Here is a 26,992-nt window from a genome sequence, read left to right as displayed (position 1 = left end):
GTAGCATGCGACTAGTCCTTTTTACTGCTTAATGGGCCGCCGGCCATGTAGAACCAGCTCTCTGGTTTATCGTCGTATTTGCCCGAAAGAATGTCGCGGCAGTCTTTTACAGTGTCCTCAACCTTAATGAAGACGCCAGGGTTGCCGGTGAATTTCTCAGCGACAAAAAATGGCTGAGCCATAAAACGCTGCAGGCGACGAGCGCGGTTAACAATAAGCTTCTGGTCGTCACTAAGCTCTTCCATACCAAGAATGGCAATAATGTCCTGTAGCTCCTTATACTGTTGCAATACGCGCTGAACCTCACGAGCAACCTCGTAGTGTTCTTGGCCAACAATTTCTGGATCCAAAATGGTCGAGTTACTGTCCAGCGGGTCAACAGCAGGGTAAATACCGATCTCAGTCAGCCCACGGTTGAGCACAATAGTTGAGTCTAGGTGAGCAAATGTTGTCGCTGGAGCCGGGTCGGTTAAGTCGTCTGCGGGGACATAAACTGCCTGGATAGAGGTGATCGATCCTTTTTTGGTCGACGTAATTCGCTCCTGGAGAGCACCCATTTCTTGCTGCAGGTTCGGCTGGTAACCAACGGCGGAGGGCAGACGACCAAGCAAAGCAGACACCTCGCTACCGGCCTGCGTAAAGCGGAAAATGTTGTCGACAAACAATAGGACATCCTTACCCTGGTCGCGGAAACTTTCTGCCATGGTTAAACCACTTAGTGCCACCCGAAGGCGCGCCCCAGGTGGTTCGTTCATTTGACCAAACACCATACTCGTTTTATCAAGCACACCTGCATCTTTCATTTCGTGGTAAAGATCGTTACCTTCACGAGTACGCTCACCGACACCAGCAAACACTGAGTTACCACTGTGGAACTTCGCAATGTTATTGATAAGCTCTTGTATAAGCACGGTCTTGCCCACGCCGGCGCCTCCAAAAAGACCGACCTTACCGCCTTTAGCAATTGGCGCAATCAGGTCAATCACCTTAATGCCGGTTTCCAATATTTCTGTCTTGCTACTCTGCTCGTCTAAGCTTGGCGGTTCACGGTGTATCGGCGCACGCTTGCCCTTTGGCGCTGGCAAGCTGTCTATGGGGTCACCAACGACATTAAACATGCGACCTTGCGTTTCTTCGCCAACCGGAACAGATATCGGTGTTCCAGTGGAGGTAACCGTTTCACCGCGCCTTAGGCCGTCCGTACTTTGCATAGAAACAGCCCGAACGGTGTGTTCGTCTAGATGCTGCGCAACTTCGAGCGTTAAGATTTCATTTGCGTGCTTGATTTCAAGTGCGTCATAAATGTTTGGTAGCTCATTACCCTCAAACTCTACGTCTACAACAACGCCGACCACCTGAATTACTTTTCCGTTAGTATTACTCATCAATATTCTCCTTATCCTTTCATCGCTTCGGCACCGCCGGATATTTCCGCCAATTCCTGGGTTATGGCCGCCTGACGGGCCTTATTCATTTCAAGTGTTAAATCATCGACTAGCTCACTCGCATTGTCAGTTGCGTTTTTCATAGCGAGCATACGCATGCTGTGTTCGGAAGCTCGCGCGTCAAGTAGCGCCTGGTATAGCTGCGCCTCAACTAGGCGGCGCACAACGCTTTCGAGCACAACTTCGCTACTTGGCTCATAGACAGCATCTTGCAGTGACTGACGTACTTCGGTGGGCGTCCAGCCGGCCGGTAAAATACGGTGCATGCGCGGGGTTTGTGTCATGCTGCTGACGAACTCTGTATATATTAGGTCAATGGCATCCACTCGGCCACTGACAAAAGCGTCATATGCCTGAGTAATTATTGCTGAGATTTCAGAGCCAGACGGCTGGTCGGACAAATTGTCGTACGAGCCAAGCAGGGAAGCTCCTTTTAAGCGAGCAACAAATTGCGATGCTTTACGGCCAACTGCAATCGTATGACTATTGTGGTTTTGTGCTTCATCTCGGCGCAGTTCTGACAAATAGGCTTTCAGCACATTTGCGTTATACGCTCCAGCCAGCCCTTTGTCGCTCGTGACCACAATATACAAACGGTTTCTAACTTGGCGTTCAGTAAACAGCGGATGGTCTTTGGTCGCACCTTGATTGGCAAGGTGTGTCAAAATTTCATTGGCAACTCGAGAGTATGGTGTCGAAGCCTTTGTGGCATCTTGCGCTCGGCGCATTTTACTCGCCGCCACCATCTGCATGGCTTTAGTAATCTGCTTGGTACTCTTGACAGAGCGAATCCGCCCTTTAAGCTGCCGTGTACTAGCCATTGGTAACCACCCGTCGCGGAATCAAGAAGTACAAACTAGCCGCACTGCGAATGACAGTCTCACGTACCCAGTTCATGATTCCAGATTCATGATTCATGCTAGCCCTCAAACCCTTTCGCGGCTGCATCGGCAACTTTCGCCAAAAGCTTTCCGGTTGGGCCACTAGACTCAACTTTTTCAGCCCCTGTGTTTAAGGCGTCCATTTCTTTGCCATGTTCTTTAGCGAGCTTGGCTAGCAAAGCAGCTTGGGCATCTTTGATTTTCTCGCGGGGCACGCGGTCAAAATGACCTTCGTTGACAGCAAAAATGGAGGCAACTTGTTCCCATATGCCAAGTGGGCTGTACTGTGGCTGCTTGAGCAACTCTGTCAGGCGTTGGCCGCGTTCAATCTGTTTTTTCGTGGCATCGTCGAGGTCTGAACCAAACTGGGCAAAAGCTGCAAGCTCGCGGAACTGGCTGAGGCCAAGTTTTAGACCACCCGCAACCGATTTAACCGCTTTTGTCTGGGCTGCACCACCAACGCGTGACACTGAAAGTCCTGCCGATATTGCCGGCCGTATACCCTGATAGAAGAGATCCGTTTCCATGAAAATCTGACCGTCAGTGATGGAAATAACATTAGTTGGAATATACGCAGAAATATCACCGGCTTGCGTTTCAATAATAGGCAAGGCTGTTAGCGAACCGGCGCCCAAATCATCATTGAGCTTAGCCGCACGTTCGAGTAGGCGTGAATGCAAGTAAAACACATCCCCAGGAAAGGCTTCGCGACCCGGTGGGCGGCGCAGGAGCAAGGACATCTGGCGGTAAGCAACGGCGTGTTTTGTAAGGTCATCGTAAATGATGAGGGCGTGCTTGGCGTTATCACGGAACCATTCGCCCATGGCGGCGCCAGCGTACGGGGCAAGATACAGCAGAGAGGCAGGGTCACTTGGACTTGTTGCCACCACAATGGTTTGATCCATAACGCCTTCTTGCTTCAGCCGCTCCACAAGCCGAGCAACTTTGGAAAGTTTTTGGCCAACAGCAACGTAAATGTTGACCACACCAGTCTTCTGCTTTCCTTGGTTAATCATGGTGTCAAGTGTAATAGCCGTTTTACCAGTTTGACGGTCACCAATGATAAGCTCGCGCTGTCCGCGACCAATCGGGAACATAGCATCTATAGACATAACTCCCGTCATCAGTGGCTCGTGGACACCTTTGCGGCCCATTACTCCAATAGCCGCGCGCTCGACGCGACCAGTTTCTTTAGCCTTTATGGCCGGTCCACCGTCCATTGGCTGACCAAGCGGATTCACCACGCGGCCAAGCAGCTCTGGCCCAACTGGAACCTCCAGCACTGTGCCTTTCAATTTCACCGCACTGCCTGCGACAACATTTTTGTCGCTACCAAGCAAAACTGCGCCAATTTCATCTTCCATAAGGTTGAGCGCAAAAGCCTCAACAACACCGTTTTTGGTCTGAATTTCCAGCACTTCGGCGTACCCAGCGTCGCGCAAGCCATGCACCCACGCCACACCGTCACCCACGCGAGTCACCACGCCGGTCGATTCCATATTTTCACCACTCTCCAAACGCGCAATGGCGTCTCGGAGACCTTTTGATACTTCTGTCACTGCTATGTCTGCCACTGTTGTCTTCCTTCCTATAGTTTCACGGCGCGTAAGGCCTGTAGTTTATTTTGCACTGTTCCATCATATGACGCATCAGGTGTTTGCAAGCGTATTCCGCCTAACACACGAGGGTCAATTATTTCACGAAGGTGTACTTCTGTACCGCCAGTTTGCTCTCGAACTGCTGCGCGGAGGGCATCATCCAGCGGGCGAGCCGAAGTGATAGTTGCTACCACAACACCGCGGTCTGCCAGGGCATCTTCGATAGCCCTTACAACCAGTGGCAGCTCGCGCACACGGCGCGATTCCATAAGGTAGGCAGCAACCTCCTCTACGACATGCTCCGGTACCACGCCATTTTGTGCCTGTGAAGCCACATAGGTAGCTATCTTGCGGCGGCTCAGTCTTGCTTGCATCAGCAGACACTCCGAATTTCTAGAGTCACGAAACGTAAGTCATGTGCTTGGCACGTTGACAACTGCCCCTCGGCTACTGACTTTTGAGCGTTGACTCTCACTTGTTTACCTCTTTGAGAGATTCGCTAATGATTTTCTTGTCAACTTGATCAGTCACGGTTTTACCAACAACTTTTTCAGTCGCAAGCGCAACCAGCTCTATCGTTTCATTGTGAAGCGCTTTTTTGGCGGCTAATACGTCTTTTTCAATCGACTCGTGTGCGGCAGCGACAATACGCTCAGCCTGTACCTTCGACTTTTCTTCACTCTTCGTCAGCATCCCAGACGCCTCAGCTTTAGCCGTTGCCACAATATCTGAAGCTTCGGCGCGAGCCTTTTTCAAAATTACCGTCATTTTCTCTTCAGTAGCAGCGGCTTGCTTTGCTGCCTCTGCGGCAGCGACGTTGCCTTCGTCAATTCGCTTCTGCCGCTCGTCGACCGCTTTCATAAGCACTGGAAAAACGTACTTGCTGAGCAACCATGTCAGCAGCGCAAAGGCTATTATTTGGAAAACGAGTAGCTTAACGTCAATGCCGAGTGCTTTCACTGGATTCGTCGCTTCTTCTGCCTGCGCCACTTCACTTGCAAATTGTGTAAATAATGTATGTATCACTTGGTTTTTCCTAACGTCAAACGTCTAACGTTCAACCCCTAACCCTTCGCCAAAAAGCCCACAATGATACCTATGATGGCCAGTGAGTCGGCAAAGACGATGGCGGTAATCATGAGTGTGCGCAACTCACCAATTTTTTCTGGATTGCGGCCAGCCGCACCCAATGCACCCTTACCGATAAGTCCCACACCCATCGCTGCTCCAAGAGCTGGAAGCGCGTAGGCAAGTGCAAATGCTAGATTTTCCATTGATATTTCTCCTTATTTAACTTGGTTGATTGTATATGGTTTCTGTCATTCCGACCGAAATGGAAGAATCTTCTCTGTTATTTAACTTTGGAAAATACTTCGACTTCGCTCAGGATGACACCTGTTTTTACCTCATTGCGCGGTAGCTACCTCTCTTTGGTTTACCGAGTCATGAGCAGAATCATGTGAGCCACCATGGCTGGCGGTGGCAAGGCTAGCAAAAATAAGCGTCAAAACATAAAACACATAGGCCTGAATAAAGCCGATAAACAGCTCAAATGCCATGAAAAACGGCAGGACTGCCGAAGCGGCATATGAAGCCAGCCCGGCGACAATCGCCAGCAAAGCAGCGCCTGCGAAGGCATTACCAAATAGTCGCAAACTAAGCGCAATCAGTCGTGAGAATTCGCCGATCAGTTCAAGAAAACCCTCGAAAGCTCCGATTGGGTTCTTGAGCGGGCTTACCAGGTAGCGCCTGGCATTGCCAATAAAGCCGTGCTGTTTCACGGCGTAGTACTGCACGGTGACCATAGATGTTATTGCTAGTGCGATGGTAAAGTTCAAATCGGTCGGCAACGAGCGAAGCAGCTCAGCGCCGTGCCAGCTCACGGAATGACCCACACCCGGTAATATGTCTGCCCAGTAGGAAATGAGTACTGTAAAGAAAATGGTCAGTGCCAGCGGTGCAATGCTGCGCGCCATGACGCGGTCTGGCACAATGTCATACACTGCTTTGTACATCCCTTCAAATGCCCACTGCACCAGTCCGACAAAGCGATTTGTGCGGCCTTTTTTTACCATAGAAGCGGTATAGAAAAACATCCCGAGCAGTAAGGCAACGCTAAATCCGCCCAGCAGCATAGCGTTTGTAATAGGCATAGGGCCAATGTGAAAAATAGCTTCTGTCGGCAAGACGATATTGAGCTTCTCAGAGGCAAAAAAATGAGGTGTCATTTTATGGCACCTCCGCTTTCCTGATCTTCTGGTTTCATTTGACGGCGAATAAGCACGGCCGCAACGAGCGCGCCGACACCCACACCGACCAGCATAAGCCACGGCTTGGTGCCAAATTTAAGATCAAAGTGGCGACCCACTAGCAGCAGGCCGACCGTTGGAATAAAGAGTCGCCAAGTAGTATCTGCCATATCCAGCAGTACAGCGTTCGTCACACTAGAGGAACGCGCCTTGCCAGAACCAGGCGTGGTTATAGGAGTTTCCGCCATTGCGTTTTATTGTAACAGAGGCCCCCACAGGCTGTAAACAGTTCCTACCACAATATTGTAATATTTCTCACAGACACGCACTTCGCACTTTGAACTCATGCACATTTTCTCCTCGAAGCACGGAAGGAGCCGTACTTACGGTACGGCGAGGGAGTACTGGAGGGGAAAAATGTGCAGGAGATTAAAGAAGCCAGCAGTGCTTGACGGCTCTGCCGGCTGAGCAGGCTGGCTGATGCGATGTGCGTGACAGACAGTCTTGGCAGGATAGTTGTAGTGCGGTAGAATGAGACATGGAACAATTTTCACTTTCACTCACATTTAACGACGTGCTCCTTCGTCCGGGATACTCCGGTTTCGACCGAGCAGACATTAACCTAGAAACGAAACTTACAAAAAAATTGGCGCTCAAAGCGCCTTTTGTGTCTGCGCCAATGGACACAGTTACCGAAGCTCGTCTCGCAATCGCACTCGCCGAACAGGGCGGGGTAGGCATCATCCACCGTAATCTCACCATTGCGCAGCAAGCTGCTGAGGTCAAAGCCGTCAAAGACGCCGGCCAGATTGTCGGTGCCGCCGTAGGAAGCAGCCCCGGCTATGAGTCCCGAGTAGGAGCGCTGCTAGCGGCAGGCGTCGACGTCATAGTGGTTGACTCTGCTCACGGCTACGCCAAGAAAGTTATTGAAACCGTAAAATATATAAAAGCACACTACGATGTTGAGGTCATGGCAGGAAATGTTGCAACGGCCGACGGCGCCCAAGCGCTGATTGATGCTGGTGCCGATGCGCTCCGTGTCGGCATGGGCCCTGGCGCCATCTGTTCTACCCGCATTGTCTCCGGTATGGGTGTACCCCAGCTGTCAGCCTTACTCGAAATCAAGCCAGTTGCGCTCAAAGCCGGCGTGCCAGTCGTGGCTGACGGCGGCCTCGTAAACTCCGGAGATGTCGTCAAGGCGCTGGCTGCAGGCGCATCAACCATCATGACGGGAAGCTTATTTGCCGCCACCGAGGAATCTCCCGGTGAAATCACACGTATCAAAGCAGACCAAGTACCGTCTCGTTTCCGGAGCATTCTGGATGGTTCGGACGATTACGCCTTCAAGGCATACCGCGGGATGGGTTCGATTGGCGCTATGAAAAAAGGCCTCGAGATAAGTTCGGAAGATGAATTCCACGGCAAAAGTTTCACCGGCGAGGTACTGGTTGCAGAAGGCGTGGAAGGGCTAGTCCCTTGCAAGAGCACGGTAAAAGCCTTCATAGATATGTGGATGGGAGGCATATATAGTGGTATGTACTACGTTGGCGCAAAAACTATCGCCGAGCTGTGGGAAAGCGCAGAATTTGTACAAATCACACAAGCATCCCTGGCGGAGAGCCACCCTCACGACCTATTCATTACCAACGACGGCGGTAATTACCAGTGAGTCAGGAAACACTTGTTATCCTTGATTACGGCAGTCAATACACACAGCTTATTGCCCGAAAAGCGCGCGAACTTGGCGTATACAGCGTCATTCTTTCTTTTCGAGCCGGCTACGACGAAATACAGGCATATCAACCAAAAGGCGTGGTACTTTCTGGCGGCCCCAACAGTGTATATGAAAAAGACGCACCAGGCTTGAACCCAGACATTTTCAGTCTGCAAGTACCGATTCTCGGCGTTTGCTACGGCATGCAGCTGTTTGCACTTAATCTTGGTGGCAAGGTTGAGCCAGGCACAACGCGGGAATATGGCAATGCAAATATTCAGCTCGCTGCAAAAAGTTCGCTTTTTTCTGCGGAAGAGGATGGATCTACTATCTGGATGAGCCACGGCGATCATGTTGCGGTCGCTCCCGAAGGCTTTACTGTTACCGCCAAAAGCGGCGACATCATCTGTGCCATGGAAGACGCCGCTTTAGGCTTGTTTGGGCTACAGTTTCACCCAGAAGTTGCGCACAGCCAACATGGCAAAATTATTCTGGGACGGTTTTTTGACCTCTGTGGGTTTAAGCGCGATTGGTCGGCGGGATCCATAATTGACCAAGCCGTTGCAAACATTCGTGCGACGGTTGGCGACGCCAAAGTCGTCTGTGCGCTTTCCGGTGGCGTCGACTCGTCTGTTGCCGCAACACTGGTAGATAAGGCGATTGGCAAGCAGCAAACCTGCATATTTGTAGATACCGGTTTACTACGGCAAAATGAATATTCAGAAGTGCTTGCTGCCTACAAATCCGTTGGACTCAATGTTAAACCCATCCGCGCTGCCACAGATTTTTACGACAAACTAAAAAATGTCGATGACCCAGAAACAAAACGCAAAATCATTGGTGCAGAATTTATTGCCATTTTTGAGCGCGAAGCCAAAGCCATCGGCCAGGAGGTCAAGTTTCTTGTACAGGGCACACTGTACCCAGACGTTATTGAGAGTGTGTCAGTCAATGGCCCAAGTGTAACTATAAAATCACACCATAATGTAGGCGGCCTGCCTGAAAAAATGCACCTCAAGCTCATTGAGCCCCTGCGCGAACTTTTTAAAGACGAAGTAAGAGAGCTCGGTGCCAAGCTTGGTTTACCAGAAAAAATGGTACAACGACAGCCGTTTCCCGGACCTGGTCTCGCCATCCGAATCATTGGTGACGTGACGGCCGAGCGTGTCACCCTGCTGCAAAAAGCCGACGCCATTGTACGCGAAGAGATTGACTACTATCAAAGTCAAGAGGCTCACGCGCTTTGCACATCGAGCGAATGTGCGTTTTCTCCACGAGGAACGGAACAAACTGTATCTAAATACAGTGAAGTGAATACCGCAGCGGAAAAACGCGTAGACGCCGATGAGGCTGGCAACGTTGGCAGCTCTGCTGACAAGCAGGACAGCCGGTGCGAAAACCGTGAGAAGGTGTGGCAGTTCTTTGCGGTACTGCTTCCTATCAAATCGGTCGGCGTCATGGGCGACGGCCGCACCTACGAGCAAGTCTGTGCAGTACGCGCCGTAAGCAGTAGCGACGGCATGACGGCCGACTGGGCAAAGCTACCACACGAACTCCTCGCAAAAATCTCCAGCCGTATCGTAAGCGAAGTCCGCGGCATTAACCGCATCGTCTACGACATCACCAGCAAACCCCCCGGCACCATCGAATGGGAATAGATTTTTGCACGAGTACTTAACTTCTGTTTGCGATAATTTGAGCATTTTCCCCAAATACACCAGCTTCCATAGCAACACGGTACGCTTCACGCTCCCTTCGACCCTGAATATACCGTCTGTAAGCTGGATTATAGGCTATCGTTGCTTCGACTAAGCGCTGCGCGACACCGTACAGTGTTACGCTAGTTTCTAGCATTTGCTCAAGGCTTGTCACCATGAATACGTTAGGGGAGGCGTTCAGTGCCATATGCGCCACCGCCAGTTTCCTGGCCCGTATAGATTCATTCATTGCAACAACATCATCAAGCGATGGATTAAGTTCAAGCTCAATCATAGGCAAGACAAATTTCGGATAAGGTGACTCCGATCGAAGACTTGCTAGTATCGAATAACCTTGCTCGGTAAGCGAACCGGCACCATAAGTTTCACCAGTAACCGGCCAGCATTGAACTACGTCGAAAGCCAAGTGATCAGCCTCGTCCGCTGAACATTCCGGCCTCCAGGTTCCTGCTGGTAATTGAGGATTAAAGTAAGGTATACCAAGCCTATCATACTCAGGTATGAATAGATCTTGGCGAAATGTCGAATCACCGCAAGTACCAAATAGCCCTATGCACGGCTGTTTTTCAAATGCACTCATAATGTTATATTCTATAACGTTTTTTTCTTTTGTCTAGCTGTTTATCTTGACACACCTGCAATTCACAAAAAATTGCACCATGACACCGTCATCTTCGGCGAAGCCGATATGGCGATCAAATCTCTCCATTTCACTCGAGACGATTACGCCAGACGACGCCTAGAAAGGTTAGTTTTCTATCACTATTTTTCTGTTCTATTATCAGACTTTTCCCCGGCAAATTTACAACGCACTAATCAGATCATGCATATTGCTTGATTTCTAAGATAATTTAAACTATACTTTGTATAGTAAAGAAGGAGATCCCTATGTCAGATACACCACTAGTAACCGTTTATTCCGCCGACTGGTGCGGTTATTGCCAAGCCGTCAAGCAGTACCTTGACCGCTCCGGCGTCAAATACACCGAAAAAAACGTCGATGAAAAGCGAGAGTTCGCTGAAGAGTCAATGCAAAAATCTGGTCAAACCGGTATACCCGTACTCGACATAAACGGAACAATCATAGTCGGGTTCGACCGTCCAAAGATCGACACCGCTCTCAAAACATAATCATCAATAATATTTCTGCTGAATAGAGTATTTTGTGATATAATAAGTATATGTCAGAAATCGTTAGTATGGATTTTTCTAGCGATCATCTCCATCTAAGACCTCAGGCTGATACAATCCTAGGGTTACTAGGTAATTATATTTTTCCTACTGACCGAAATGCTCTTTATGCTGAGGAAGAAGGCGAAACTTTTGGGGCATTTGTAGATGAAGGCAGTAATGCTCGTCGCCTTGTTGGTCTATCATTCCTTCGCTATGTGAGTGATAACGAAATTAACAGACCACACGGGCTAGTTGTTGCACTTGCTGTTGATTGGAGATATCAGGAAAAGGGGCTTGGAAGCGCGTTGCTCTATGCGGCCGAAAAGAGTACTGCCGAAGAAGGTCTAAATCTAATAGCAGTTCCGCCCGATCAAGATAGTACTCGTTTAGGTGATCTTGGGAGATTCTTTATCTCACATGGCTATACAAAAAACCAGGCTGGTATTTATACCAAAGAAATATAACCGTTGTCTGCTTGCGAAGCGTTGAAATGACACTTATAGTTAGCGTATGGCCTTTGAGGATTTTCAGACCAAAGAATCTGTAGTGGTGGTGTATACCGGTGAGGGGAAGGGCAAGACTTCGGCTTCCCTTGGTTTGATGGTTCGCGCCCTAGGTAACCGCTGGAAGGTAGCCTACGTGCAGTTTATAAAGTACTGGGGCGTGGGCGAGCATACATTTATACGCGATATTTTGCCAGTATACGGTGATGATTTGCTATTTTACAAAGGGGGCAAAGGGTTTTACAATGCCGGCGATCTTAGTGCCTCAGATGTCACCCCAGAGCAGCATAAACAGGCGGCAGCAGAAACGTATTTAACCGCATTTGAGTCTGCCACCTCTGGTAAGTTTCACCTCGTTATCTGTGACGAAATAAACAACGCCGTACATGATGGCCTGCTCACCGAAAAACAACTGCGCGAGCTTATAACCAAGCGAGACCCCAAAACCAGTCTCTGCCTTACGGGTCGCAATTTTCCAAAATCATTGCTAAAATATGCAGATATTGTAACCGATATGACAAAACTAAAACACCATTACGATGACAAATTTCTCGCCAACAAGGGCATCGATTACTAACAGCGCATGAAACCTAGGGCGACAATTTATCATAAGCTTGAACAGTTTGGCGACATCGGTACGCCAATATTTCTTGTTAACCCACACTCAACTCGTGCCAAAAAAGGCTTGGGCTACGTAGGGAACGCGATTAAAAATCATCCCTTCTTTGCCGCTGCCGCCGTTGTCGCTACCTCTGCCGCCATTAACGAAACTATCAAAATGCTACAAGACAGGCTAGATACTGGCAAAACACATGTTGTCATTCCGGTCGGCGGAGACACCACGTTCAACCAAGCAGCTATGGCGGTCGAGGGGAGTAGTCACGTTTTGGTAGCGATTCAAGCAGGCAACGCTACCAACGCCGCCTTAAACTTACAAAAACAGGGAAGACGTATTCTGCTACCTCACGAGGTACTGGAGCAGGGAAGCGTCAAAACTATCCGGCCAATCGATATGCGCACCGACGGAAGCCGCCGGATAGCCTTCGGATTATCTGAACTGGGCTTAATGTCAAATGGTGCTAAGTTCTTAAACGGACCGTTGCGTTCTGTTCCCGGCTATCATAACGACGTTGTTAGAAACTTTTTACATGAACGAACCCTACTGGTCGGCAGAAGCCTGTTTAACCGACGTTTCCCCTTGTCAGAACTTATAGAGCATGATGGCGAGGAGCAACTTGAAGAGCGCAATGTACTAAGCTTTGCAATAGCAAGGCTTCCACGTATCGGCCACCATGCATTTTTCCCCCAAGTCTCACTCGAAAGAGATGCCGGCTTCGCTTTTGAGCTACCGAGTCATCGCGAACTGCTACGTTATACACGAGATATTCAAAATGGTACACTTGACGGCCAAGTCCTACAGCTCGGCCATAGCCGGGCTGTCCGTGTCGGCAGAACCATACTTGGCTCCGTGGACGGTGATACATTCCCTGTTGAACAAGGAGAGATTGTATCCTTCGCAATCAGCTCTCGCGATGTTAATGTCTTTGGTCTTGATGAGCCTCCTCAGGCGTTAGCCGCCTAGTTCCAGCCTTGCTATACTTAGTGTCTATGAGCCGAAAACAAAACAAAGCTTTCGTGATATTTGCGGTGCTGCTGATTGCATTTGTGGGCATAATGTACTGGCAGGGGTGGGTGAAGCCGGTTGATTCGGCGCAGTTTATGCGGTGGGAACCAGGTTCGTACGCAGTAAAACAATTTGTCGATGGCGATACCGTGCTAGTAGACATGAATGGCACAGAGGAAAAAATACGGTTTATAGGCATAGACACGCCGGAAACACACAAAGAAAACACACCGGTACAGTGCTATGGTCCAGCTGCCGCCGCCTATACAAAAAACCGGATTGGCACGCAGCGTATCCGCCTAGTAGCCGACAGCCTTACGACCAACCGCGACCGCTACCAGCGCCTGCTTCGTTACGTTTACCTTGTAGACGGCAGCAATCTGAACCTTGAGCTGGTTCAGAAAGGCTACGCATTTGCCTACGCCTTTCCGTTTGCCAAAAGCCAGGAGTTTCACTCCGCCATGGAACAAGCCCAGCAAGCCAAAACTGGTCTTTGGGGCAATTGTAGCCCGACACAGCTATCTACAGGCCAGTGGCAAAGCAGCGACGAATAAGCAGGCCACCTAACCTATGCCCTCCTCTTTATTCGAAGTATACGTAGAGTGTTTTCGTATATAACAGGAAGCGGCGAAGCAACGTAAAGTAGTGCCGCTCCAACGAACCAACAGATAGGCCACGTTCTGTAGCCATGTCTGCGGAGTGTGCGCGGCCACATTTGAAGGTAGCCCCACAATGCTTCTCTTTCGGTATGCACACGGCGCATTTCAACACGCACGCGCGAGGACGCATCGTAGTATATGCTCCCACCAGCCAAGCGCACATGAAACGCAAGGTCAAGGTCTTCGTGTAGTAAATTATCGAGGCAAACGTCCTGAGCAACTTTCTGCCACATGGAACTGCTAAGTGCCATGTTTGACCCCCATAAGGTTGGTTGGCCAGTTAAAAAAGTGTTGAAACGAAAGATGAGCCAATTGTATGCCCAGCTAATTAACCCACTTGGCTGCATGTTGTAAAAGTGAGCCCCGCCAGTTAATGCAACGGCCGCGTTTCCTTTAGCGTAGAACGCTGTAACCCAGGCAACCCATTCTGGGGGCACAACGGCGTCTGCATCTATACGAGCAATAACATCACCAGTGGCTGCTCGGAACCCGGCATTACGCGCAAAAACACGGCCGCGCTCAGTTTCGTGGATAACAGTGGCAAACGGGTAGTTCTGAGCCACAGCCAACGTGCCGTCTGACGAGTCATTATCTACGACAATTACTTCGTAGGGTTTAATCGTTTGAACGGCAAGGGCATCAAGACAGGCTGCCAAGCATAGTGCCTCGTTGTAAGCAGGAATGATAACTGATACGTTTAGTGGTTTCGACACGGTATAATGGTAGCATGTGTTGCGACACGGAATACGGAACGACAAATGAAGACTGAAGAAAAAAAACCAAAGCCTGAAGCCCAAAGCTTAAATTTAGAAAAGAAAGCTTTTCGCTCACGGTTCGCCGTTTTTAGTTCAAAACAATTTTGGGTGCGTACGATACTTATTCTTGCCGCTTCCGTCTTTCTGCTTTCAACTACTTTTTATGGTGTTGCTCTGTGGTACCAGCATACGCAAAAAGGGAAGCCTTATCAGCTGGGGGTGACCTTCATACCAAGTTATGCCGAGTACTTAGGCGTTGACCCGCACAAGACACTAGAAGCTATCACCAGCGACCTTGGCGTTCGGCAGTTTCGGCTCGTAAGCTACTGGAACAAAATAGAGGTTTCGCCTGGTATGTACGATTTTAGCGAGCTGGACTGGCAGTTTGAGGCTGTAGAAAAAGCTGGCGGAACGGTCAGTTTGGCGGTTGGTTTAAGGCAGCCTCGCTGGCCAGAGTGCCACGCCCCGTCTTTCTACGACACAAAAAAACCACGGCACAATTGGCAGAAACAGCTTGAGGCTTTTATGACCGCTGTCGTTAATCGCTACAAAACATCACCCGCGCTGGACAGTTATCAGCTCGAGAACGAGTTTTTCAACCACTTTGGCGAGTGCTATAATTTTGACCGCCAACGTCTCGTAGAAGAGAAAACTCTATTAAATAAATTAGATAGTAAACACCCTGTCATCATTAGCCGTAGCAACAACTACGCAGGGTTTGCGCTACGCGAACCGCTCGGTGATATAAACGGAATATCACTCTACCGACGCGTTTGGGACGGCACACTGACGAAACGCTATCAAACGTACCCATTTCCCAGCTGGCACTACGCTGCTTTGGCCGGTTCCCAAAAAATCTTAACGAGCCAAGACAGCGTCATCCATGAGCTTCAAGCTGAACCGTGGCCACCGAATGGCAAGAATATTACAGACATTAGCCTTGCCGAGCAAAACAAAACCTTTGATGCGGATCGTTTTATCGGCACACTGAAATTTGCAAAGCAAACCGGTATTCGCCGTATCGACCTTTGGGGGGCAGAGTACTGGTATTACCGCTGGAAAGTACTCGGTGACGATAGTGTGTGGCGGGAAGCGCGGGAAGCGTTTGACAGGTAGCAAACTATCTATTGGCAGTTAGCCGATAAGGCGCTTATAGCTAAGTAACCTTAACGTCTGTTATATTTAAAGCAATGATAGATCCCCACAAGTACGGCGTAAGCTTCAGTATAAAACAGTGTCGAAACTTTGGGCTTGACCCCAAAAAAACCTTGGCCTGGCTGTTAAAAATGGGCTGGCGGCGGTTTAGGCTAATGAGCTACTGGGATGAGTGTGAGAAAACAGAAGGGAAATACGACTTTAGTAATTTGGACTGGCAGATGAAGATGATAGAGAACGCTGGTGGCGTAGTAACGCTGTGTCTTGGCGTAAAACAGCCGCGCTGGCCGGAATACCACTGGCCGACTTGGGCATACACCCTGCCTGAGCCGCATAAAACCAAAGCACTGCTCGGGTTCATCACTGCCGTTGTGCAGTGGTACCAAGATGTTCCGTTTATCGAAAGTTATCAGCTAGAAAACGAGGCCTTACTGCGCGGATTTGGCAGCCAAATAGACATAAGTCGCCGCCGGCTCCGCAAAGAATACAGTTTACTCACTCAGCTCGACCCTGTGCGACCAATCTTCATGAGTACGAGCAATGGTTGGGGCATACCGCTTCGTCGACCGCACCCTCGCGGTGGTGTTGGTTTCAGCATATACACTATGATGTACGACCACGGCGCCTACCGAGCAACCATCCAAAAGCCATGGTTGCATCGGTTGCGTCGTTTTCTCATAGAAAAGATCATCCGCAAAAAAGTGTTTATTCATGAACTGCAACTTGAGCCGTGGGGTGAAAAAGACATCTGGAAAATGAACTCCGAAGAACAGGCGGTTTCTATGAGCGCCGAACGAATTAGTTTTAACATAAACTTCGCCCAGCGCGTCGGTGCACTACCCATAGATTTGTGGGGCGCGGAATGGTGGTACTGGCGCTGGCAGCAAGGCGACAAAAGCATCTACCAGTCCGTTAAAAAATCTATCGCAGACTGAAATACAGGTATTAACCCCAGATACTATTATCAGGACGATGATCTGGGCCAGAAAACTCCAAGAATTTTATCGCAGCCGCGACGCGGCTCCTGAACGACGCACTAATTTCAATAGCGGCCTTACGACGCCGTTCCGCAAGTGCGGCCATTTCATCAGGAGCCTCTTGTGCGGCACGTGCTTCGAGCAATATATCCTCAGGCGACTTAGCCGGGACCGGTTCCTCTGCAATGAGACGAAATGGATCAGTATGATTCGATGTCATAATGATAAGACCTCCGCGATGCGCTGCTGCCTCGACTGCTATATAAACCGCTGGCCTAACTTCTGGTGTATAGTCATCCAAAATAAGAACCGGCTTTCTATACCTTTCACTTTCTAACCCTCGACCAGTTGCATGCGTACCGAAAATATGAGCTAGATTTTTTGGCTTGCCATCTTTATCAGCATCGTACCCCAACCATTGAGGTAGAGTACGCATATCATTTATGCCCACAAGCTCTGGAGCATATTTGTAATATACAGTTGCCCCAGCTTGTTCATGCATTTTACGAGCAATCCCAATCGCCGCATGTGTTTTACCGGTGCCGGGTGGGCCATACATATAGAGCAAACCAAATTTATCACCGTTCCACCGGCTCACTAAAGCATCGGCTGCGAGAAACGTTTCATCTAACTGACCCTCTGTATTCCACTTTCTTAACTGCTCAAGGCTCGAGAACTCATGCTCACCAGGGTACAGCCCCCCAGCGCTCAAGCTCATCTAAACTGCGTACTGGTTGTTGTATCTCAATCATTTTTGTATGATATCACTCTTTTCTATATTTGTCAATGATGGCATTGATGCGTACAATGTAAGGTATGGCAAAGAAAGCTAGTCGGCGCGGGCATAAAGCGCAAGTAAACCAAGCAAAGTCGATCACCAATCGACGGGCTCGGCATGACTACGAGCTGGGAGATTCGCTGGTAGTCGGCCTCGAACTGACAGGTGCCGAAACAAAAAGCTTACGCATGGGGCATGGGCAACTGCGAGGAGCCTACGTAACAGTCAAGGGCAATGAGTTGTATCTGCTTAACGCGACCGTCCATGGCTCACCAGGAATACCTGTACCTGAAAACATACAATCACGCACCAGAAAACTCCTGGCAAAACGCCGTGAAATCGATGCACTTACAGCGGCCAAGACCACAGGCAGAACCATTGTTCCTCTCGAAATCCTTACTCAAGGACGGTATATTAAGATAAGGCTTGCCGTAGGCAAAGGTAAGAAAAACTGGGACAAACGCGAAACTCTGAAACAACGGGACGATGACCGGTCGGCTCAACGAGCCATGAGAGCAAAACAGTAGCCACCCCTGTTGATAATATATTTTACAACAATTTTGTGTGATATAGTTTACATCCACGTTTGAAGGAGGTATGATAGACAATGTATCTTTCGTAAGGAAGTAAGTACCTTATATCTACATCGCTCCGGTGCTGTTCCCTGGTTTTGATACAATTGTATCGGCGGGAAGGGTATCGGAGCACTATTTTTTTATTTGTCCCTTTTCTGTACAATAATGTCTGGTAAACGCACGATTTAAACATTCCGGGGTAGCTCAGTGGTAGAGCGGGTCGCTGTTAACGACTAGGTCGCTGGTTCGAGCCCAGTCCCCGGAGCCAAGATTGACTAAATTTTTAATAGTGTTATACTATTTTTATGGCAACAATCGTACAGGATACCCCCAAGTAGGACACTAAACCTGTATTGTTAATCTCTCTAAGTATACTTCATTCGCAGTTCTGTAGCCCAAGACTTGTCTTGGGCGTTCGTTTAGGTACGCTAGTACTGTAGCGATGGTTTCTTTGGTAACCGTGCTCAGGTCTGTTTTTTTCGGTATGAAGTGACGTATCCATTTGTTCGTATTCTCGACTAAGCCCTTCTCCCAGCTATGGTAGGGATGGGTGAAAAAGAACGGTGCTCCGAGCAGCTGCTCGAAATATTTCCAGTAGGTGAAGGCGATGTCATTGTCGGTCAGTATGGTCTTGACGACAATGCCGTCAAACATCCGCTTCAGAGCTCGTGAGAGCTCTTTTTGGTTCGGTTTGGGAGCAGCTCGATAAGGGTTCGTTTGCTTAGGGTGTCGACGGCCACCAGTAGGACAGCTTTACTGCCGCTTCTCGTTGGGCTGACAATGAAGTCAAGCTCGTAGTGACCAACTTCGTCGCACAGTATCCGTTCCTCAATCCATTTACGTTCGCCAATGAGCCCACGTCGGTACATGGCCTTTCTCCGTTTCGGCTTACCCTTAAAGTACAGCTTGTGCTGCAGGGAATAGAGTGTGACATAGCGGTAGATAGTCCGTTTTGAAACAGGACAGTCACTGCTGCCAGCGATCTCACCAGGTGACCAGCCTTTGTCGAGACTGTCGTCAACGTATTGGCGCAGTGTCTTATCTTTTGCTACCTTATTACTCGATGTACGCGCCCAGTAGCGTTTTTGGTATGCCTTGACACTGGCTTTACGAGCAACATACTCACCAGAGACCGCTAGATTCTTCAATTCATAACTATTAGTATTGGGGCTACGCCCCAACTCGCTCGCTATGTAGCGAATACTTTTGCCGCCCCTGTGCCAATGCTCTATCTTTACTCGATCTTCGTAGCTTAAATGACCATACTTTTGACCCATAGCTACTATTGTAGATTTGGATCGACTTATTTTAGGGATTTTTCTATACCGTTTCATATGCACTAGCCTTTCTGGCTAGTGTCCTACTTCAAAGGGACCTGGAGGAATAATTAATAGTTAATGACTTCACGCACTTCTGTGTAGCTTTGCTATTAATTAATACTTTCTAAAAAAACCGAGCACATGCGTGAACCTTATTGGTAAGCGTTGCTCGGTTTTTTAATTGGAGAATATAATGTCATTTGAAAAGATGAATCTTAAAGTAGAACAAATCAGAGAATTTCAGCCTCATTACAGCGAAAGTCCAGTTACAGGTGTTATTGGACTTAGTGGGGGCGAATGGTCTCAGGCCTTTGCATTTAAGCAAGGTGGTAAGGATTATGTGCTCCGCCTTAGCGAAAGCGAAGACGACTTTCTAATAGATTCGTTTGCTAATCGATTTAGTACGATACGTTTGCCGATACCGAAAATAGTCGAGCTTGGTGCTGCATTTGGTGGATATTATGCAGTATCGGAGCGTGCCTTTGGAGTCATGATTGACGACTTAGACAAAGCCTCAATGAAGCGGATCATCCCTTCTCTTTTTGAAACACTAGACGCCATAAGAGTGGCAGACATTTCTGGCACTAATGGTTTTGGGATATTAGATGTGAATGGTAATGGCGTGAACCAATCATGGAATGAGTTTTTGCACAGTGTTGCAGATGATGCTCCAAATAGAAAGGTGCATGGATGGCGCGAGGGATTAAAATCATCTCCTTTGGGCGATGAACCATTTAATCGCGCCTACGCAAAGCTAGTAGAATTGTCGCGCGATTTACCTGAGGTGCGCTCGTTAATGCATAATGACCTCATGCACTTTAATGTGTTGACCAACGACGATAAAATCAATGCGGTATTCGACTGGGCAAACGCTAGCTATGGTGACTTTCTATATGAATTAGCGAGTATCGCATTTTGGGGGCCACTTTACGAGCCGATCAAGGAAATTGACTGGATTGCCGAAGCTGAATCTCACTTTAAAGAAATTGGTTTAGAGGTGCCTCAATTCGAAAAAAGATTACAGTGCTATATGATTCGAGTTGGGCTGGATGCTCAATCCTATTATGGCTTCAAACGTAATTGGGATTGGCTCAAACCTGTCGTCGACAGAACTATGGAGATTGCGAAGTAAATTCAATCGAGAGGTCTAGAATGTTGCTAAATCCTACTTGATGGCAGTTATGGCTTCCTCAATCGTGGTGAGCCAAGCCGTACTAGATGAAGTCAGAACTGTTAATTCGGTTCTGACTTTTTGTATACCCAGACTGGGGTTGAACACTGTTGAACTGCTGGTACAATTAAGGAATCGATGAGATTATCAACGAATAGAAAGAATATATGAACACATCCTTAATACAGAGGGTGATGACAACGACAAAAATATGGGATATTTACGATTATTACTAGCAGCCTACTCACCCTGGGGTAACATACCAAAACCACTCAACACTCTTGTAATTTCATCTTCGTGTGGAATGTAGCGAAGAGTAGGCAGAGTTTCTTCAGCATCTCCTGGTATTTCTGTGGCTACTTGTAAAGTGGATTGAAGACATACAAGTGATGGAACAACAAGATTTCCCAACCCGTACATTAAAGTTAGGGTGTGCTTCCGACTGTCAAAGACATTTCCGTCAACTTCACGGGTTTCAACGCGACGATAGGCAGTTGTTGCATACCCTTGACCATTCTTCAGGCGCTCGCGCGGAAAGTTAACCCTAATATCACAAGCTGCATACGGGTCTGAATCCATAGGAAGAGCAACTGTCGCATAAAATAGGCCGCTGCGATCTTCCGGGTTTCGTAATGCACTTTGGTTTAAGGCGTTTTCGAATCGCCAAGCATTATTTGGGAACTGTTCACGATGCCTCGCTTTTAAAGCATCTAACGCACGCATTTGTACTGATTTCATATATATTATTATATATACTTTCGCTATTAAGTCAAGTTGTCGGACCTAGATTCCATCTCGAAAAGCAACATAACCACAATGCAAAGGGTGGCGCCAGCCACCCCAACGGGTAAACCAAAAAGCACCTCTGTCCCGTGTCTTGTAGACTAGTAGTTACCAAACAAACTAACTACAAGGAGAACAGAGATGCATTTCCATCTTACACAAGAACAACGAATTGAGCTAAGCCTAATGTGGCGGCTCGGGCATAGCCAGCGCAACATCGCTCTCGTACTGGGCGTTAGCCCCAGTACTGTTTGCCGCGAGTTGCAACGTAACACCACTGAGATGGGCGGCTACCATGCTCAGACTGCACGACTACACAGTGCAGCTCGACGCTGTGCTGCCAACACCCTGCGAAACAAGCTACTGGCCGACCCCACACTCGCCAAACTGGTAACTCGTAAACTCAAACGTAACGACTCACCCCAGCAGATAGCCGGTTGGTTACTGGAAACTAAGCGGCTCTTACGAGTCAGCACACAGACTATCTACGACTGGGTGTACCTACATGCCCGGCATTTGCTCAAACACCTGCACTGCCGCAAGGGCAAATACCGCCGCACAAGAGAGGCTAGTCTCAGAAAAGCCTTTCGTGACAAGCAGAAAGCTGCCCGCAGCATTGATGCTCGCCCAGCTCATATCTTAGCTCGGAAGACCTACGGTCATTGGGAAGGTGACAGTGTCGTCGGCACCAGACAAAGTGGAGCGATTGCCACGTTCGTGGAACGTAAGAGCTGTTATCTCATGGCAGCCCTGCTACCTGACAAGAGCGCCAAGAGCTTCGAAGTGGCTGCGGCTCACTGCTTCGCGACCGTACCCGGCAAATACCGCAAAACCTTGACACTGGACAATGGTGTTGAGATGAGCAATTACGAAGAGATGGAGCGTACCAGCAAGATCCAGATCTACTTTGCCCATCCCTACCACTCCTGGGAGCGTGGTACGAACGAAAATACCAATGGGTTACTCCGGTTCTACTTCCCGAAAAAGATGAGCTTCGCTCACCTAACACAAGAAGAGCTTGACCTAGCGGTCAAGCAGCTCAATACTAGACCAAGGAAACGAATAGGCTACAAAACGCCGGAACAAGTGTTTAAAGCGAAGTGGGGGCGTTGCGATTCGGACTAGAATCTAGGGGAACTCATTCACGACCTTTGCAGTATAGAAGGAGTCAAAAGGCCTGGCCTTTTACGGCTAGTTTATCAAGTCGGACAATTTGATAATTTACCTAATAGTTCGAAGGGTAATTTCGAATTTGAGATATATGCTGAATCGTTGAATTCTAGCCTCAACAGTTTAATAGACACTCATACTAGTTTTAAGCCCTTCAGTATCATCCAATGATCTTATTGAATCACGCTTAATTACGGTTATAACTTCCTCTATCGTTGTGAGCCAAGAGTATATACGTGACAAGAAGTCCAGTAAGCATTCTCGCTACTGGATTTTTTATCATCTACGTTATACTGATTAATATGAGATTATTCCTTGCATCCAGCGGTCTTGAGTATATAAAGACATTTGTTGGTAAACACCCGGAAGAAACTAAGTTACTTTTTATCCCCACAGCTGGCAATCTTGATGATGACGTATGGTGGATTAATAAAGATCTAGATGTGCTAACAAAAATGGGCTTTCAGATTACCGAGCTGGATATAGAACAGTCCTCTAAAGAAAATACACAGGAGGCATTAGGCAACACCGACATTGTTTATGTCGCTGGTGGTAATACCTTTCACTTACTCAAGCAACTCCGTGAAACTGGGTTTGATAAAATGCTCGATAACTTCGTTAACAATGGTGGCCTGTATGCTGGAGCCAGCGCAGGTGCATTAATCGCCGGACCGGACATTGGAGCAATATCATCAATTGACGAACCCGAAAAAGTTACTGGCCTGAAGTCCACAGAAGGTCTGAGGTGGGTTAATGTTGTGCCTATTCCACACTACGATATGAAAGCAAGAACCAAAACCATAGACGAGATAAAAGAAAAATACAGCCAAGACAACGAGATGGTGCTATTAACTGATGATCAAGCCCTACTTGTAGAGGACGGCAATTGGAAGGTTGTTGACTCTCCAAGAAGTGCTATAGAACATGAATGGTTCGCCAAAAACCACATGTAGTAACTCATTTGTAGCGTTTTACCCTGTTAAAAATTCGTGACCTGTAAGCGGAGCCAAAGAAAAAAGCCAAGGCATTCACTGCCTAGGCTTTTTTCTTTGTTTTGAAGGTTACGCTAAAAGCGGCTACCGCAGCGCGGAGTGATGCACGGATGGTATATCTTAGTATAGCCGTGCTAAGATAACCGTATGATTTTCCAAAAAAATGGCAGCACACTCCAAATTATCGAAAAAAACACCCTACAATTTGTTTATGGTCTAAGTGCCGGTAGCGTTGGTGTTGTGCTTGCAGCGATTGGCCTCTATACCCAAGAACTGCCTTTTATTGTAGTTGGCTTATTATTAACCGTCTTCGGTATATTCATGGTGAAGTATGTCGAGACTCGTACAGTCACAATGGCATCGGACGGCACCATCACTATTGAATACAAGCGAATGATTGGCGACAAGCGATGGATTAGGCGGCTTGACCGTACAGACGTACGCAGTCTGGACTACTTGAAGGGTTTCGATGGAAACGAGCATATTTTTTTTGGTGATAGGTGGTGTACCCTATACCTGAATGTAGTTTTTGACGAACAGATTGAAATAGCAGATAGGTATATGGTGGAGTGGAATATCAATAGATTCGGACTTCCTTTCTATAAGGCGAGCGTTCCGCTTGATGCCGAAGCAACTGAGATTGGAAATTTACTCGGAATACCCATCAATATTATTAGCTATGTGGATTTACGGAAAACACTTAATAGTATATATATACCTCATGATAAGATGGCTCCTTTAATGCAGAGGCCAACACAGACACAGCTCGATCATGAGCGTGATGTGCAAAAATAGCAGTTAGCATGTGTAATAACTTTCGCTCGTTAAAACGTCCCCAATTACTAGTAGCTTGTGTTTATCAAAATAGATACTAACAGTTCACAACTCATCCGCTAGCTGGAGCCAGACCAAGCAGAGAAATACCCAGACCGGGTTCCATGACAAGGTTTTACTTCTCTGATTAGCCTTGCGGAAGGTTCGAAAGCAGTTCGAACCCGATAAACGTTAGAACCACCAGAAATGGTGGTTCTTCGTATTTACCTCTGTTATTCTGGTTCGAACCTTGACCAGTCGCCCCTATGGAAGCTGGACAGACAGAAACCAGACCGAGTTCCCTGACCGAAAAGTTTTACTGCTGGCACAAGAGTTTATTGTAGTGAGCTAATAATCTTTGCAAACATCGCAGTAAGTGGAGATAAATCCATCTTTTCTGCGGCGATGCGTGATGCTTCGTCGTTTTCATTGCCAACTACTTCGTCCCAACCTATCTCATATCCAGCACCGTGAGCAATTCTTGTCCAAAAGACTCGTTGCGTACGACCGTTGCCTTCACGAAACGGGTGAACATAGTTTAGCTGGTCATAAAAATAGGCCAAACGTTCTACGAATTTTTCTTTATCTAAATTTTTCAAATAGTTTTCCTTGGTAAGCTCAGCAAAAACATACTCGCACGCACCTAATATCTTGCTAACAGGTAAGAAATACTCGGCATTATCGCTATTTTTCTTAATATCGACAGTACGTATATCACCAGCCCAATCGTACACGTTACCGAACAGCTGTTTGTGAATTGCCAGTAATTCAGATAGGTCACTAGTTCGTTTTATTCCGATTTCTTCGAGTTCTAGTTCGTTGGCAAAAACTATTTGAGCCTCTAGATCTTTTAACTCATCATTCGTCCCGGCATTAAGTAGATTGCGTAAGATGCCGGTCTTGTCATCCAGGTAGGGATCGACAAAATCGGACATTACAGCACCCCGTATCGTGCTCGTATTTTAGAGGCGGCTTGCTTTGCAGAAGCCTTACCAGAAATATATTCGCCAGCAATTTTTCGGGAATCTTCAGATACCTTCAAGCCCTCGAGTCGTTCATTGGCAACAGCTCGATTAACGTTTTTGGTGCGTTTTAGCTGTGGCTTATTCATGTTCTAATGATATCACATTCAGACATTAAAAACCACAATAAAAGTTGACATATAACAGGGGTAAGATAAGCTAAAACGAACCTAAAATTAGGCGGTGATTATTATTGGTTCGAATCCTTTCCCCGGAGCCAAGTATAAGCACCTTCCGAAAGGAAGGTGTTTTTGCTTTGCGGTATAGATTTACCAAAGCTGGGTGTAGAATAGATATAGATGGAGGCTGAACAGCATGAAAAAAGAGTATTACTTCGTTGAAGTAGACCTAACTAACATGACGATTGTAGACTGGGGCATAACGACAAAAGCGACACTTACTGGAAATACAAGTAAGCCAAACATCCACAGGGTCTTTTTGACAAAAGGGCAATACAATAAGTTAGTGAATAAACTAAGCAGCCGTCGCTAAGATTGCCTTTATTTCATTCAAATTACTTTTATCAAAATCCAGACAGGCGGTTCGCAATGCGTCTGCTAGTGTGAGCCAGACCATAGTAGACAAAGTCAGAGCTGTTAATTTAGTTCTGATTTTTATATAGGCACCCTAGATTTGAAACCAGCAATGTGTTCGTATCTGTTATTATTATGTAATGACTGAAGATAAACCAAACATTTTTATTTTTCATGGCACAGAAGGCCACCCGCAGGAAAACTGGTTTCCTTGGCTAAAAGGCGAGCTTGAAGCAAAAGGATACGAAGTTACTGTTCCGCAGTTTCCGTCGCCACCCGTTGTTCCTGCAAAGATTTCTGAGTGGGTTGATGTTTTGAAAGACTACGGAGATAAGATTACGGAAAATACAATTATTATTGGACATAGCTTAGGCGGAATCTTTACACTTCGTGTTTTAGAAAAGTTAAAACACCCTATTAAGGCAGCATTCTTTGTCGGCGCACCAATAGGTGTTAGGCCAATTCTCAATTATGATCGCGACAGTGCCTTTAGTGGCTTTGATTTTGAGTGGGACAATATTAAGCAGAAAGCCAAAGACTTCATAGTATACCAGTCCGATGATGACCCTTATGTGGGACTAGACAATGGCAAAGAGTTAGCAAAGCACTTAGGAGTTGAGCTGTCGTTTATACCTAATGCAGGGCACTTTAACGCTAGAGCTGGGTACACAGAGTTTGAAGACTTGAAAGAGAAATTGCTACACATTTTGAATGAATAAAGATCGATTTCATAAACGGCTAAAAGAAATTCTCTCAGCAAATCGTGGACCACATAATAGTCCTGATAAGCAGTTTCATGAAGTTATGAATAAGGAAGTCCAGGGTCGCTCGAAAAAAGATTGGGATGAAGAAGTTGCAGCGCAGGTAATTAGAGAATTTGAATGGGCTACAGGAACACTGCCCAAAAGTAAGGAGATCCCTGAAAGTGAAATTAAATCAGGTAAGTGGAAGTGGTGATAAATTCTATCAAGCAAGCTATATTATCAATGAAGATTCAAAACATTCTAAAGAATGCATGGAGTTGGTGAATAATTTATCTCAAATGAAAGTATCAAGCATGGGCATGGATAATATAATTTCGTTAAAACCAGCTTAAGCAACGCTGGACACCGTTAAATCCAGCATAATGGCGGTTATAACGTCCTCTATCGTTGTGAGCCAAGAAAAGACGAGTCCTTTTGGGCTCGTTTTTTCTTGCTTTGAGACTGGCTTTAACCTGCGACCAGCGAACAAAGTGAGCGTAGGTCGCTGGTTCGGTGTAGCGATATAGCGCGCAGAAGCTTGCTTCGAGCACTATTGAGCGGAAGAGCGTAGCGACCCAGTCCCCGGAGCCAAGCTGGAACAGATGAAGTCAGAACTGTGAAAATGGTTCTGACTTTTTCATA

Annotated in this window: 34 protein-coding genes and 1 tRNA gene; 19 read left to right on the top strand and 16 right to left on the bottom strand. The window is 47.4% G+C overall.

What is annotated here, in order from left to right; translation table 11 throughout:
- Nucleotides 1-11: 11 nt before the first annotated feature.
- From atpD to IPL85_04420, 8 genes are all read right to left on the bottom strand, one after another.
- Nucleotides 12-1,385 carry a F0F1 ATP synthase subunit beta gene (gene atpD / locus IPL85_04455; protein ID QQS19501.1) on the bottom strand — a complete coding sequence of 458 codons (1,374 nt, stop codon included), beginning with the start codon at nucleotides 1,383-1,385 and terminating at the stop codon, nucleotides 12-14.
- An 11-nt stretch (nucleotides 1,386-1,396) separates the two neighbouring features.
- Nucleotides 1,397-2,266 carry an ATP synthase F1 subunit gamma gene (gene atpG / locus IPL85_04450; protein ID QQS19500.1) on the bottom strand — a complete coding sequence of 290 codons (870 nt, stop codon included), beginning with the start codon at nucleotides 2,264-2,266 and terminating at the stop codon, nucleotides 1,397-1,399.
- Between the two features lie 98 nt (nucleotides 2,267-2,364).
- Nucleotides 2,365-3,900, bottom strand: coding sequence for a F0F1 ATP synthase subunit alpha (locus IPL85_04445; protein ID QQS19499.1), 1,536 nt, complete (start codon nucleotides 3,898-3,900; stop codon nucleotides 2,365-2,367).
- Nucleotides 3,901-3,914: 14 nt separating this feature from the next.
- On the bottom strand, nucleotides 3,915-4,298 hold the full coding sequence (locus IPL85_04440) for a F0F1 ATP synthase subunit delta (GenBank protein ID QQS19498.1): 384 nt from the start codon (nucleotides 4,296-4,298) through the stop codon (nucleotides 3,915-3,917).
- Between the two features lie 97 nt (nucleotides 4,299-4,395).
- A complete protein-coding gene (gene atpF / locus IPL85_04435; protein ID QQS19497.1) occupies nucleotides 4,396-4,950 on the bottom strand; it encodes a F0F1 ATP synthase subunit B in 555 nt (184 codons plus the stop codon).
- A gap of 38 nt (nucleotides 4,951-4,988) precedes the next feature.
- Nucleotides 4,989-5,198: an ATP synthase F0 subunit C gene (locus IPL85_04430; protein QQS19496.1), complete on the bottom strand. Its 210-nt coding sequence runs from the start codon at nucleotides 5,196-5,198 to the stop codon at nucleotides 4,989-4,991.
- 132 nt (nucleotides 5,199-5,330) lie between these two features.
- Nucleotides 5,331-6,077: a F0F1 ATP synthase subunit A gene (locus IPL85_04425; GenBank protein QQS20440.1), complete on the bottom strand. Its 747-nt coding sequence runs from the start codon at nucleotides 6,075-6,077 to the stop codon at nucleotides 5,331-5,333.
- A 71-nt stretch (nucleotides 6,078-6,148) separates the two neighbouring features.
- Nucleotides 6,149-6,421: an AtpZ/AtpI family protein gene (locus tag IPL85_04420; GenBank protein QQS19495.1), complete on the bottom strand. Its 273-nt coding sequence runs from the start codon at nucleotides 6,419-6,421 to the stop codon at nucleotides 6,149-6,151.
- A 290-nt stretch (nucleotides 6,422-6,711) separates the two neighbouring features.
- Between IPL85_04420 and IPL85_04415 the strand changes: the two genes are divergently transcribed.
- Both IPL85_04415 and IPL85_04410 read left to right on the top strand, forming a co-directional pair.
- Nucleotides 6,712-7,842: an IMP dehydrogenase gene (locus IPL85_04415; GenBank protein ID QQS19494.1), complete on the top strand. Its 1,131-nt coding sequence runs from the start codon at nucleotides 6,712-6,714 to the stop codon at nucleotides 7,840-7,842.
- Between the two features lie 1,178 nt (nucleotides 7,843-9,020).
- Complete coding sequence (locus tag IPL85_04410) at nucleotides 9,021-9,545, top strand: hypothetical protein (protein QQS20439.1); 525 nt, start codon at nucleotides 9,021-9,023, stop codon at nucleotides 9,543-9,545.
- A 16-nt stretch (nucleotides 9,546-9,561) separates the two neighbouring features.
- Here the strand turns inward: IPL85_04410 and IPL85_04405 are convergent, their stop codons facing one another.
- Nucleotides 9,562-10,185, bottom strand: a complete 624-nt coding sequence (locus IPL85_04405) for a hypothetical protein (GenBank protein ID QQS19493.1) — start codon at nucleotides 10,183-10,185, stop codon at nucleotides 9,562-9,564.
- Nucleotides 10,186-10,493: 308 nt separating this feature from the next.
- Here IPL85_04405 and IPL85_04400 point away from each other — a divergent pair, with 308 nt between their 5' ends.
- Genes IPL85_04400 through IPL85_04380 form a run of 5 tightly spaced genes read left to right on the top strand, consistent with a single transcriptional unit; the run spans nucleotide 10,494 to nucleotide 13,459 of the window.
- Nucleotides 10,494-10,736, top strand: coding sequence for a glutaredoxin family protein (locus IPL85_04400; protein QQS19492.1), 243 nt, complete (start codon nucleotides 10,494-10,496; stop codon nucleotides 10,734-10,736).
- Nucleotides 10,737-10,786: 50 nt separating this feature from the next.
- Nucleotides 10,787-11,242, top strand: coding sequence for a GNAT family N-acetyltransferase (locus IPL85_04395; protein ID QQS19491.1), 456 nt, complete (start codon nucleotides 10,787-10,789; stop codon nucleotides 11,240-11,242).
- Nucleotides 11,243-11,288: 46 nt separating this feature from the next.
- The gene (locus IPL85_04390) at nucleotides 11,289-11,858 is read left to right on the top strand and encodes a cob(I)yrinic acid a,c-diamide adenosyltransferase (GenBank protein ID QQS19490.1); all 570 of its coding nucleotides are present in this window, start codon (nucleotides 11,289-11,291) and stop codon (nucleotides 11,856-11,858) included.
- 6 nt (nucleotides 11,859-11,864) lie between these two features.
- Nucleotides 11,865-12,863 (top strand): hypothetical protein, encoded by a 999-nt coding sequence (locus tag IPL85_04385; protein ID QQS19489.1) that lies wholly within the window; start codon nucleotides 11,865-11,867, stop codon nucleotides 12,861-12,863.
- Between the two features lie 26 nt (nucleotides 12,864-12,889).
- Nucleotides 12,890-13,459, top strand: coding sequence for a thermonuclease family protein (locus tag IPL85_04380; GenBank protein QQS19488.1), 570 nt, complete (start codon nucleotides 12,890-12,892; stop codon nucleotides 13,457-13,459).
- Nucleotides 13,460-13,473: 14 nt separating this feature from the next.
- Here the strand turns inward: IPL85_04380 and IPL85_04375 are convergent, their stop codons facing one another.
- Nucleotides 13,474-14,277, bottom strand: coding sequence for a glycosyltransferase family 2 protein (locus IPL85_04375; protein QQS19487.1), 804 nt, complete (start codon nucleotides 14,275-14,277; stop codon nucleotides 13,474-13,476).
- Nucleotides 14,278-14,322: 45 nt separating this feature from the next.
- On the opposite strand from IPL85_04375, the gene IPL85_04370 reads away from it, so the two are divergent.
- Together IPL85_04370 and IPL85_04365 are read left to right on the top strand one after the other, a co-directional pair.
- Nucleotides 14,323-15,435, top strand: a complete 1,113-nt coding sequence (locus tag IPL85_04370; protein ID QQS19486.1) for a beta-galactosidase — start codon at nucleotides 14,323-14,325, stop codon at nucleotides 15,433-15,435.
- Between the two features lie 74 nt (nucleotides 15,436-15,509).
- On the top strand, nucleotides 15,510-16,409 hold the full coding sequence (locus tag IPL85_04365; GenBank protein ID QQS19485.1) for a hypothetical protein: 900 nt from the start codon (nucleotides 15,510-15,512) through the stop codon (nucleotides 16,407-16,409).
- 10 nt (nucleotides 16,410-16,419) lie between these two features.
- Here the strand turns inward: IPL85_04365 and IPL85_04360 are convergent, their stop codons facing one another.
- A complete protein-coding gene (locus IPL85_04360; GenBank protein QQS19484.1) occupies nucleotides 16,420-17,169 on the bottom strand; it encodes an ATP-binding protein in 750 nt (249 codons plus the stop codon).
- A 98-nt stretch (nucleotides 17,170-17,267) separates the two neighbouring features.
- Between IPL85_04360 and smpB the strand changes: the two genes are divergently transcribed.
- Both smpB and IPL85_04350 read left to right on the top strand, forming a co-directional pair.
- On the top strand, nucleotides 17,268-17,756 hold the full coding sequence (gene smpB / locus IPL85_04355; protein QQS19483.1) for an SsrA-binding protein SmpB: 489 nt from the start codon (nucleotides 17,268-17,270) through the stop codon (nucleotides 17,754-17,756).
- A gap of 241 nt (nucleotides 17,757-17,997) precedes the next feature.
- Nucleotides 17,998-18,072, top strand: a tRNA-Asn gene (locus IPL85_04350).
- A 74-nt stretch (nucleotides 18,073-18,146) separates the two neighbouring features.
- On the opposite strand, the gene IPL85_04345 is transcribed toward IPL85_04350, so the two are convergent.
- Nucleotides 18,147-18,458 (bottom strand): IS30 family transposase, encoded by a 312-nt coding sequence (locus tag IPL85_04345; GenBank protein ID QQS19482.1) that lies wholly within the window; start codon nucleotides 18,456-18,458, stop codon nucleotides 18,147-18,149.
- A 5-nt stretch (nucleotides 18,459-18,463) separates the two neighbouring features.
- Nucleotides 18,464-19,081, bottom strand: coding sequence for an IS30 family transposase (locus IPL85_04340; protein ID QQS19481.1), 618 nt, complete (start codon nucleotides 19,079-19,081; stop codon nucleotides 18,464-18,466).
- Between the two features lie 235 nt (nucleotides 19,082-19,316).
- Between IPL85_04340 and IPL85_04335 the strand changes: the two genes are divergently transcribed.
- Nucleotides 19,317-20,255: an aminoglycoside phosphotransferase family protein gene (locus tag IPL85_04335; protein QQS19480.1), complete on the top strand. Its 939-nt coding sequence runs from the start codon at nucleotides 19,317-19,319 to the stop codon at nucleotides 20,253-20,255.
- A gap of 279 nt (nucleotides 20,256-20,534) precedes the next feature.
- Here IPL85_04335 and IPL85_04330 read toward each other — a convergent pair whose 3' ends face one another.
- Nucleotides 20,535-21,032 carry a hypothetical protein gene (locus tag IPL85_04330; protein ID QQS19479.1) on the bottom strand — a complete coding sequence of 166 codons (498 nt, stop codon included), beginning with the start codon at nucleotides 21,030-21,032 and terminating at the stop codon, nucleotides 20,535-20,537.
- A 186-nt stretch (nucleotides 21,033-21,218) separates the two neighbouring features.
- On the opposite strand from IPL85_04330, the gene IPL85_04325 reads away from it, so the two are divergent.
- From IPL85_04325 to IPL85_04315, 3 genes are all read left to right on the top strand, one after another.
- Nucleotides 21,219-22,202, top strand: a complete 984-nt coding sequence (locus IPL85_04325) for an IS30 family transposase (GenBank protein ID QQS19478.1) — start codon at nucleotides 21,219-21,221, stop codon at nucleotides 22,200-22,202.
- Between the two features lie 347 nt (nucleotides 22,203-22,549).
- Nucleotides 22,550-23,200, top strand: coding sequence for a Type 1 glutamine amidotransferase-like domain-containing protein (locus IPL85_04320; GenBank protein ID QQS19477.1), 651 nt, complete (start codon nucleotides 22,550-22,552; stop codon nucleotides 23,198-23,200).
- A 186-nt stretch (nucleotides 23,201-23,386) separates the two neighbouring features.
- Nucleotides 23,387-24,034: a hypothetical protein gene (locus tag IPL85_04315; protein ID QQS19476.1), complete on the top strand. Its 648-nt coding sequence runs from the start codon at nucleotides 23,387-23,389 to the stop codon at nucleotides 24,032-24,034.
- Between the two features lie 353 nt (nucleotides 24,035-24,387).
- Here IPL85_04315 and IPL85_04310 read toward each other — a convergent pair whose 3' ends face one another.
- The gene (locus IPL85_04310) at nucleotides 24,388-24,987 is read right to left on the bottom strand and encodes a Fic family protein (protein QQS19475.1); all 600 of its coding nucleotides are present in this window, start codon (nucleotides 24,985-24,987) and stop codon (nucleotides 24,388-24,390) included.
- Entirely contained in the window at nucleotides 24,987-25,163 is a 177-nt protein-coding gene (locus IPL85_04305; GenBank protein QQS19474.1) for an antitoxin VbhA family protein, read from the bottom strand. Before IPL85_04305 ends, IPL85_04310 begins: the two co-directional genes overlap by 1 nt.
- Before the next feature lie 226 nt (nucleotides 25,164-25,389).
- On the opposite strand from IPL85_04305, the gene IPL85_04300 reads away from it, so the two are divergent.
- From IPL85_04300 to IPL85_04285, 4 genes are all read left to right on the top strand, one after another.
- On the top strand, nucleotides 25,390-25,566 hold the full coding sequence (locus IPL85_04300; GenBank protein QQS19473.1) for a hypothetical protein: 177 nt from the start codon (nucleotides 25,390-25,392) through the stop codon (nucleotides 25,564-25,566).
- 181 nt (nucleotides 25,567-25,747) lie between these two features.
- Entirely contained in the window at nucleotides 25,748-26,326 is a 579-nt protein-coding gene (locus IPL85_04295; GenBank protein ID QQS19472.1) for a serine hydrolase family protein, read from the top strand.
- Nucleotides 26,319-26,564 (top strand): hypothetical protein, encoded by a 246-nt coding sequence (locus IPL85_04290; GenBank protein ID QQS19471.1) that lies wholly within the window; start codon nucleotides 26,319-26,321, stop codon nucleotides 26,562-26,564. The genes IPL85_04295 and IPL85_04290 overlap by 8 nt, the downstream gene beginning before the upstream one ends.
- On the top strand, nucleotides 26,533-26,703 hold the full coding sequence (locus IPL85_04285; GenBank protein ID QQS19470.1) for a hypothetical protein: 171 nt from the start codon (nucleotides 26,533-26,535) through the stop codon (nucleotides 26,701-26,703). The genes IPL85_04290 and IPL85_04285 overlap by 32 nt, the downstream gene beginning before the upstream one ends.
- The last annotated feature ends 289 nt before the right edge of the window (nucleotides 26,704-26,992 follow it).

This window comes from Candidatus Saccharibacteria bacterium, assembly GCA_016699955.1.
Lineage (GTDB): Bacteria > Patescibacteriota > Saccharimonadia > Saccharimonadales > UBA4665 > JAGXIT01.
Note: the sequence above shows the minus strand (reverse complement) of the source record. Positions and strands in the feature narration are given on the sequence as shown.

Bases quoted from the DNA above. Each gene is read 5' to 3' on its own strand.
- atpD (QQS19501.1), bottom strand. From the start codon at position 1,385: ATGAGTAATACTAACGGAAAAGTAATTCAGGTGGTCGGCGTTGTTGTA.
- atpG (QQS19500.1), bottom strand. From the start codon at position 2,266: ATGGCTAGTACACGGCAGCTTAAAGGGCGGATTCGCTCTGTCAAGAGT.
- IPL85_04440 (QQS19498.1), bottom strand. From the start codon at position 4,298: ATGCAAGCAAGACTGAGCCGCCGCAAGATAGCTACCTATGTGGCTTCA.
- IPL85_04430 (QQS19496.1), bottom strand. From the start codon at position 5,198: ATGGAAAATCTAGCATTTGCACTTGCCTACGCGCTTCCAGCTCTTGGA.
- IPL85_04425 (QQS20440.1), bottom strand. From the start codon at position 6,077: ATGCCTATTACAAACGCTATGCTGCTGGGCGGATTTAGCGTTGCCTTA.
- IPL85_04420 (QQS19495.1), bottom strand. From the start codon at position 6,421: ATGGCGGAAACTCCTATAACCACGCCTGGTTCTGGCAAGGCGCGTTCC.
- IPL85_04415 (QQS19494.1), top strand. From the start codon at position 6,712: ATGGAACAATTTTCACTTTCACTCACATTTAACGACGTGCTCCTTCGT.
- IPL85_04405 (QQS19493.1), bottom strand. From the start codon at position 10,185: ATGAGTGCATTTGAAAAACAGCCGTGCATAGGGCTATTTGGTACTTGC.
- IPL85_04400 (QQS19492.1), top strand. From the start codon at position 10,494: ATGTCAGATACACCACTAGTAACCGTTTATTCCGCCGACTGGTGCGGT.
- IPL85_04395 (QQS19491.1), top strand. From the start codon at position 10,787: ATGTCAGAAATCGTTAGTATGGATTTTTCTAGCGATCATCTCCATCTA.
- IPL85_04390 (QQS19490.1), top strand. From the start codon at position 11,289: ATGGCCTTTGAGGATTTTCAGACCAAAGAATCTGTAGTGGTGGTGTAT.
- IPL85_04385 (QQS19489.1), top strand. From the start codon at position 11,865: ATGAAACCTAGGGCGACAATTTATCATAAGCTTGAACAGTTTGGCGAC.
- IPL85_04380 (QQS19488.1), top strand. From the start codon at position 12,890: ATGAGCCGAAAACAAAACAAAGCTTTCGTGATATTTGCGGTGCTGCTG.
- IPL85_04370 (QQS19486.1), top strand. From the start codon at position 14,323: ATGAAGACTGAAGAAAAAAAACCAAAGCCTGAAGCCCAAAGCTTAAAT.
- IPL85_04365 (QQS19485.1), top strand. From the start codon at position 15,510: ATGATAGATCCCCACAAGTACGGCGTAAGCTTCAGTATAAAACAGTGT.
- IPL85_04360 (QQS19484.1), bottom strand. From the start codon at position 17,169: ATGAGCTTGAGCGCTGGGGGGCTGTACCCTGGTGAGCATGAGTTCTCG.
- smpB (QQS19483.1), top strand. From the start codon at position 17,268: ATGGCAAAGAAAGCTAGTCGGCGCGGGCATAAAGCGCAAGTAAACCAA.
- IPL85_04345 (QQS19482.1), bottom strand. From the start codon at position 18,458: ATGTTTGACGGCATTGTCGTCAAGACCATACTGACCGACAATGACATC.
- IPL85_04340 (QQS19481.1), bottom strand. From the start codon at position 19,081: ATGGGTCAAAAGTATGGTCATTTAAGCTACGAAGATCGAGTAAAGATA.
- IPL85_04335 (QQS19480.1), top strand. From the start codon at position 19,317: ATGTCATTTGAAAAGATGAATCTTAAAGTAGAACAAATCAGAGAATTT.
- IPL85_04330 (QQS19479.1), bottom strand. From the start codon at position 21,032: ATGAAATCAGTACAAATGCGTGCGTTAGATGCTTTAAAAGCGAGGCAT.
- IPL85_04325 (QQS19478.1), top strand. From the start codon at position 21,219: ATGCATTTCCATCTTACACAAGAACAACGAATTGAGCTAAGCCTAATG.
- IPL85_04320 (QQS19477.1), top strand. From the start codon at position 22,550: ATGAGATTATTCCTTGCATCCAGCGGTCTTGAGTATATAAAGACATTT.
- IPL85_04315 (QQS19476.1), top strand. From the start codon at position 23,387: ATGATTTTCCAAAAAAATGGCAGCACACTCCAAATTATCGAAAAAAAC.
- IPL85_04310 (QQS19475.1), bottom strand. From the start codon at position 24,987: ATGTCCGATTTTGTCGATCCCTACCTGGATGACAAGACCGGCATCTTA.
- IPL85_04305 (QQS19474.1), bottom strand. From the start codon at position 25,163: ATGAATAAGCCACAGCTAAAACGCACCAAAAACGTTAATCGAGCTGTT.
- IPL85_04300 (QQS19473.1), top strand. From the start codon at position 25,390: ATGAAAAAAGAGTATTACTTCGTTGAAGTAGACCTAACTAACATGACG.
- IPL85_04295 (QQS19472.1), top strand. From the start codon at position 25,748: ATGACTGAAGATAAACCAAACATTTTTATTTTTCATGGCACAGAAGGC.
- IPL85_04290 (QQS19471.1), top strand. From the start codon at position 26,319: ATGAATAAAGATCGATTTCATAAACGGCTAAAAGAAATTCTCTCAGCA.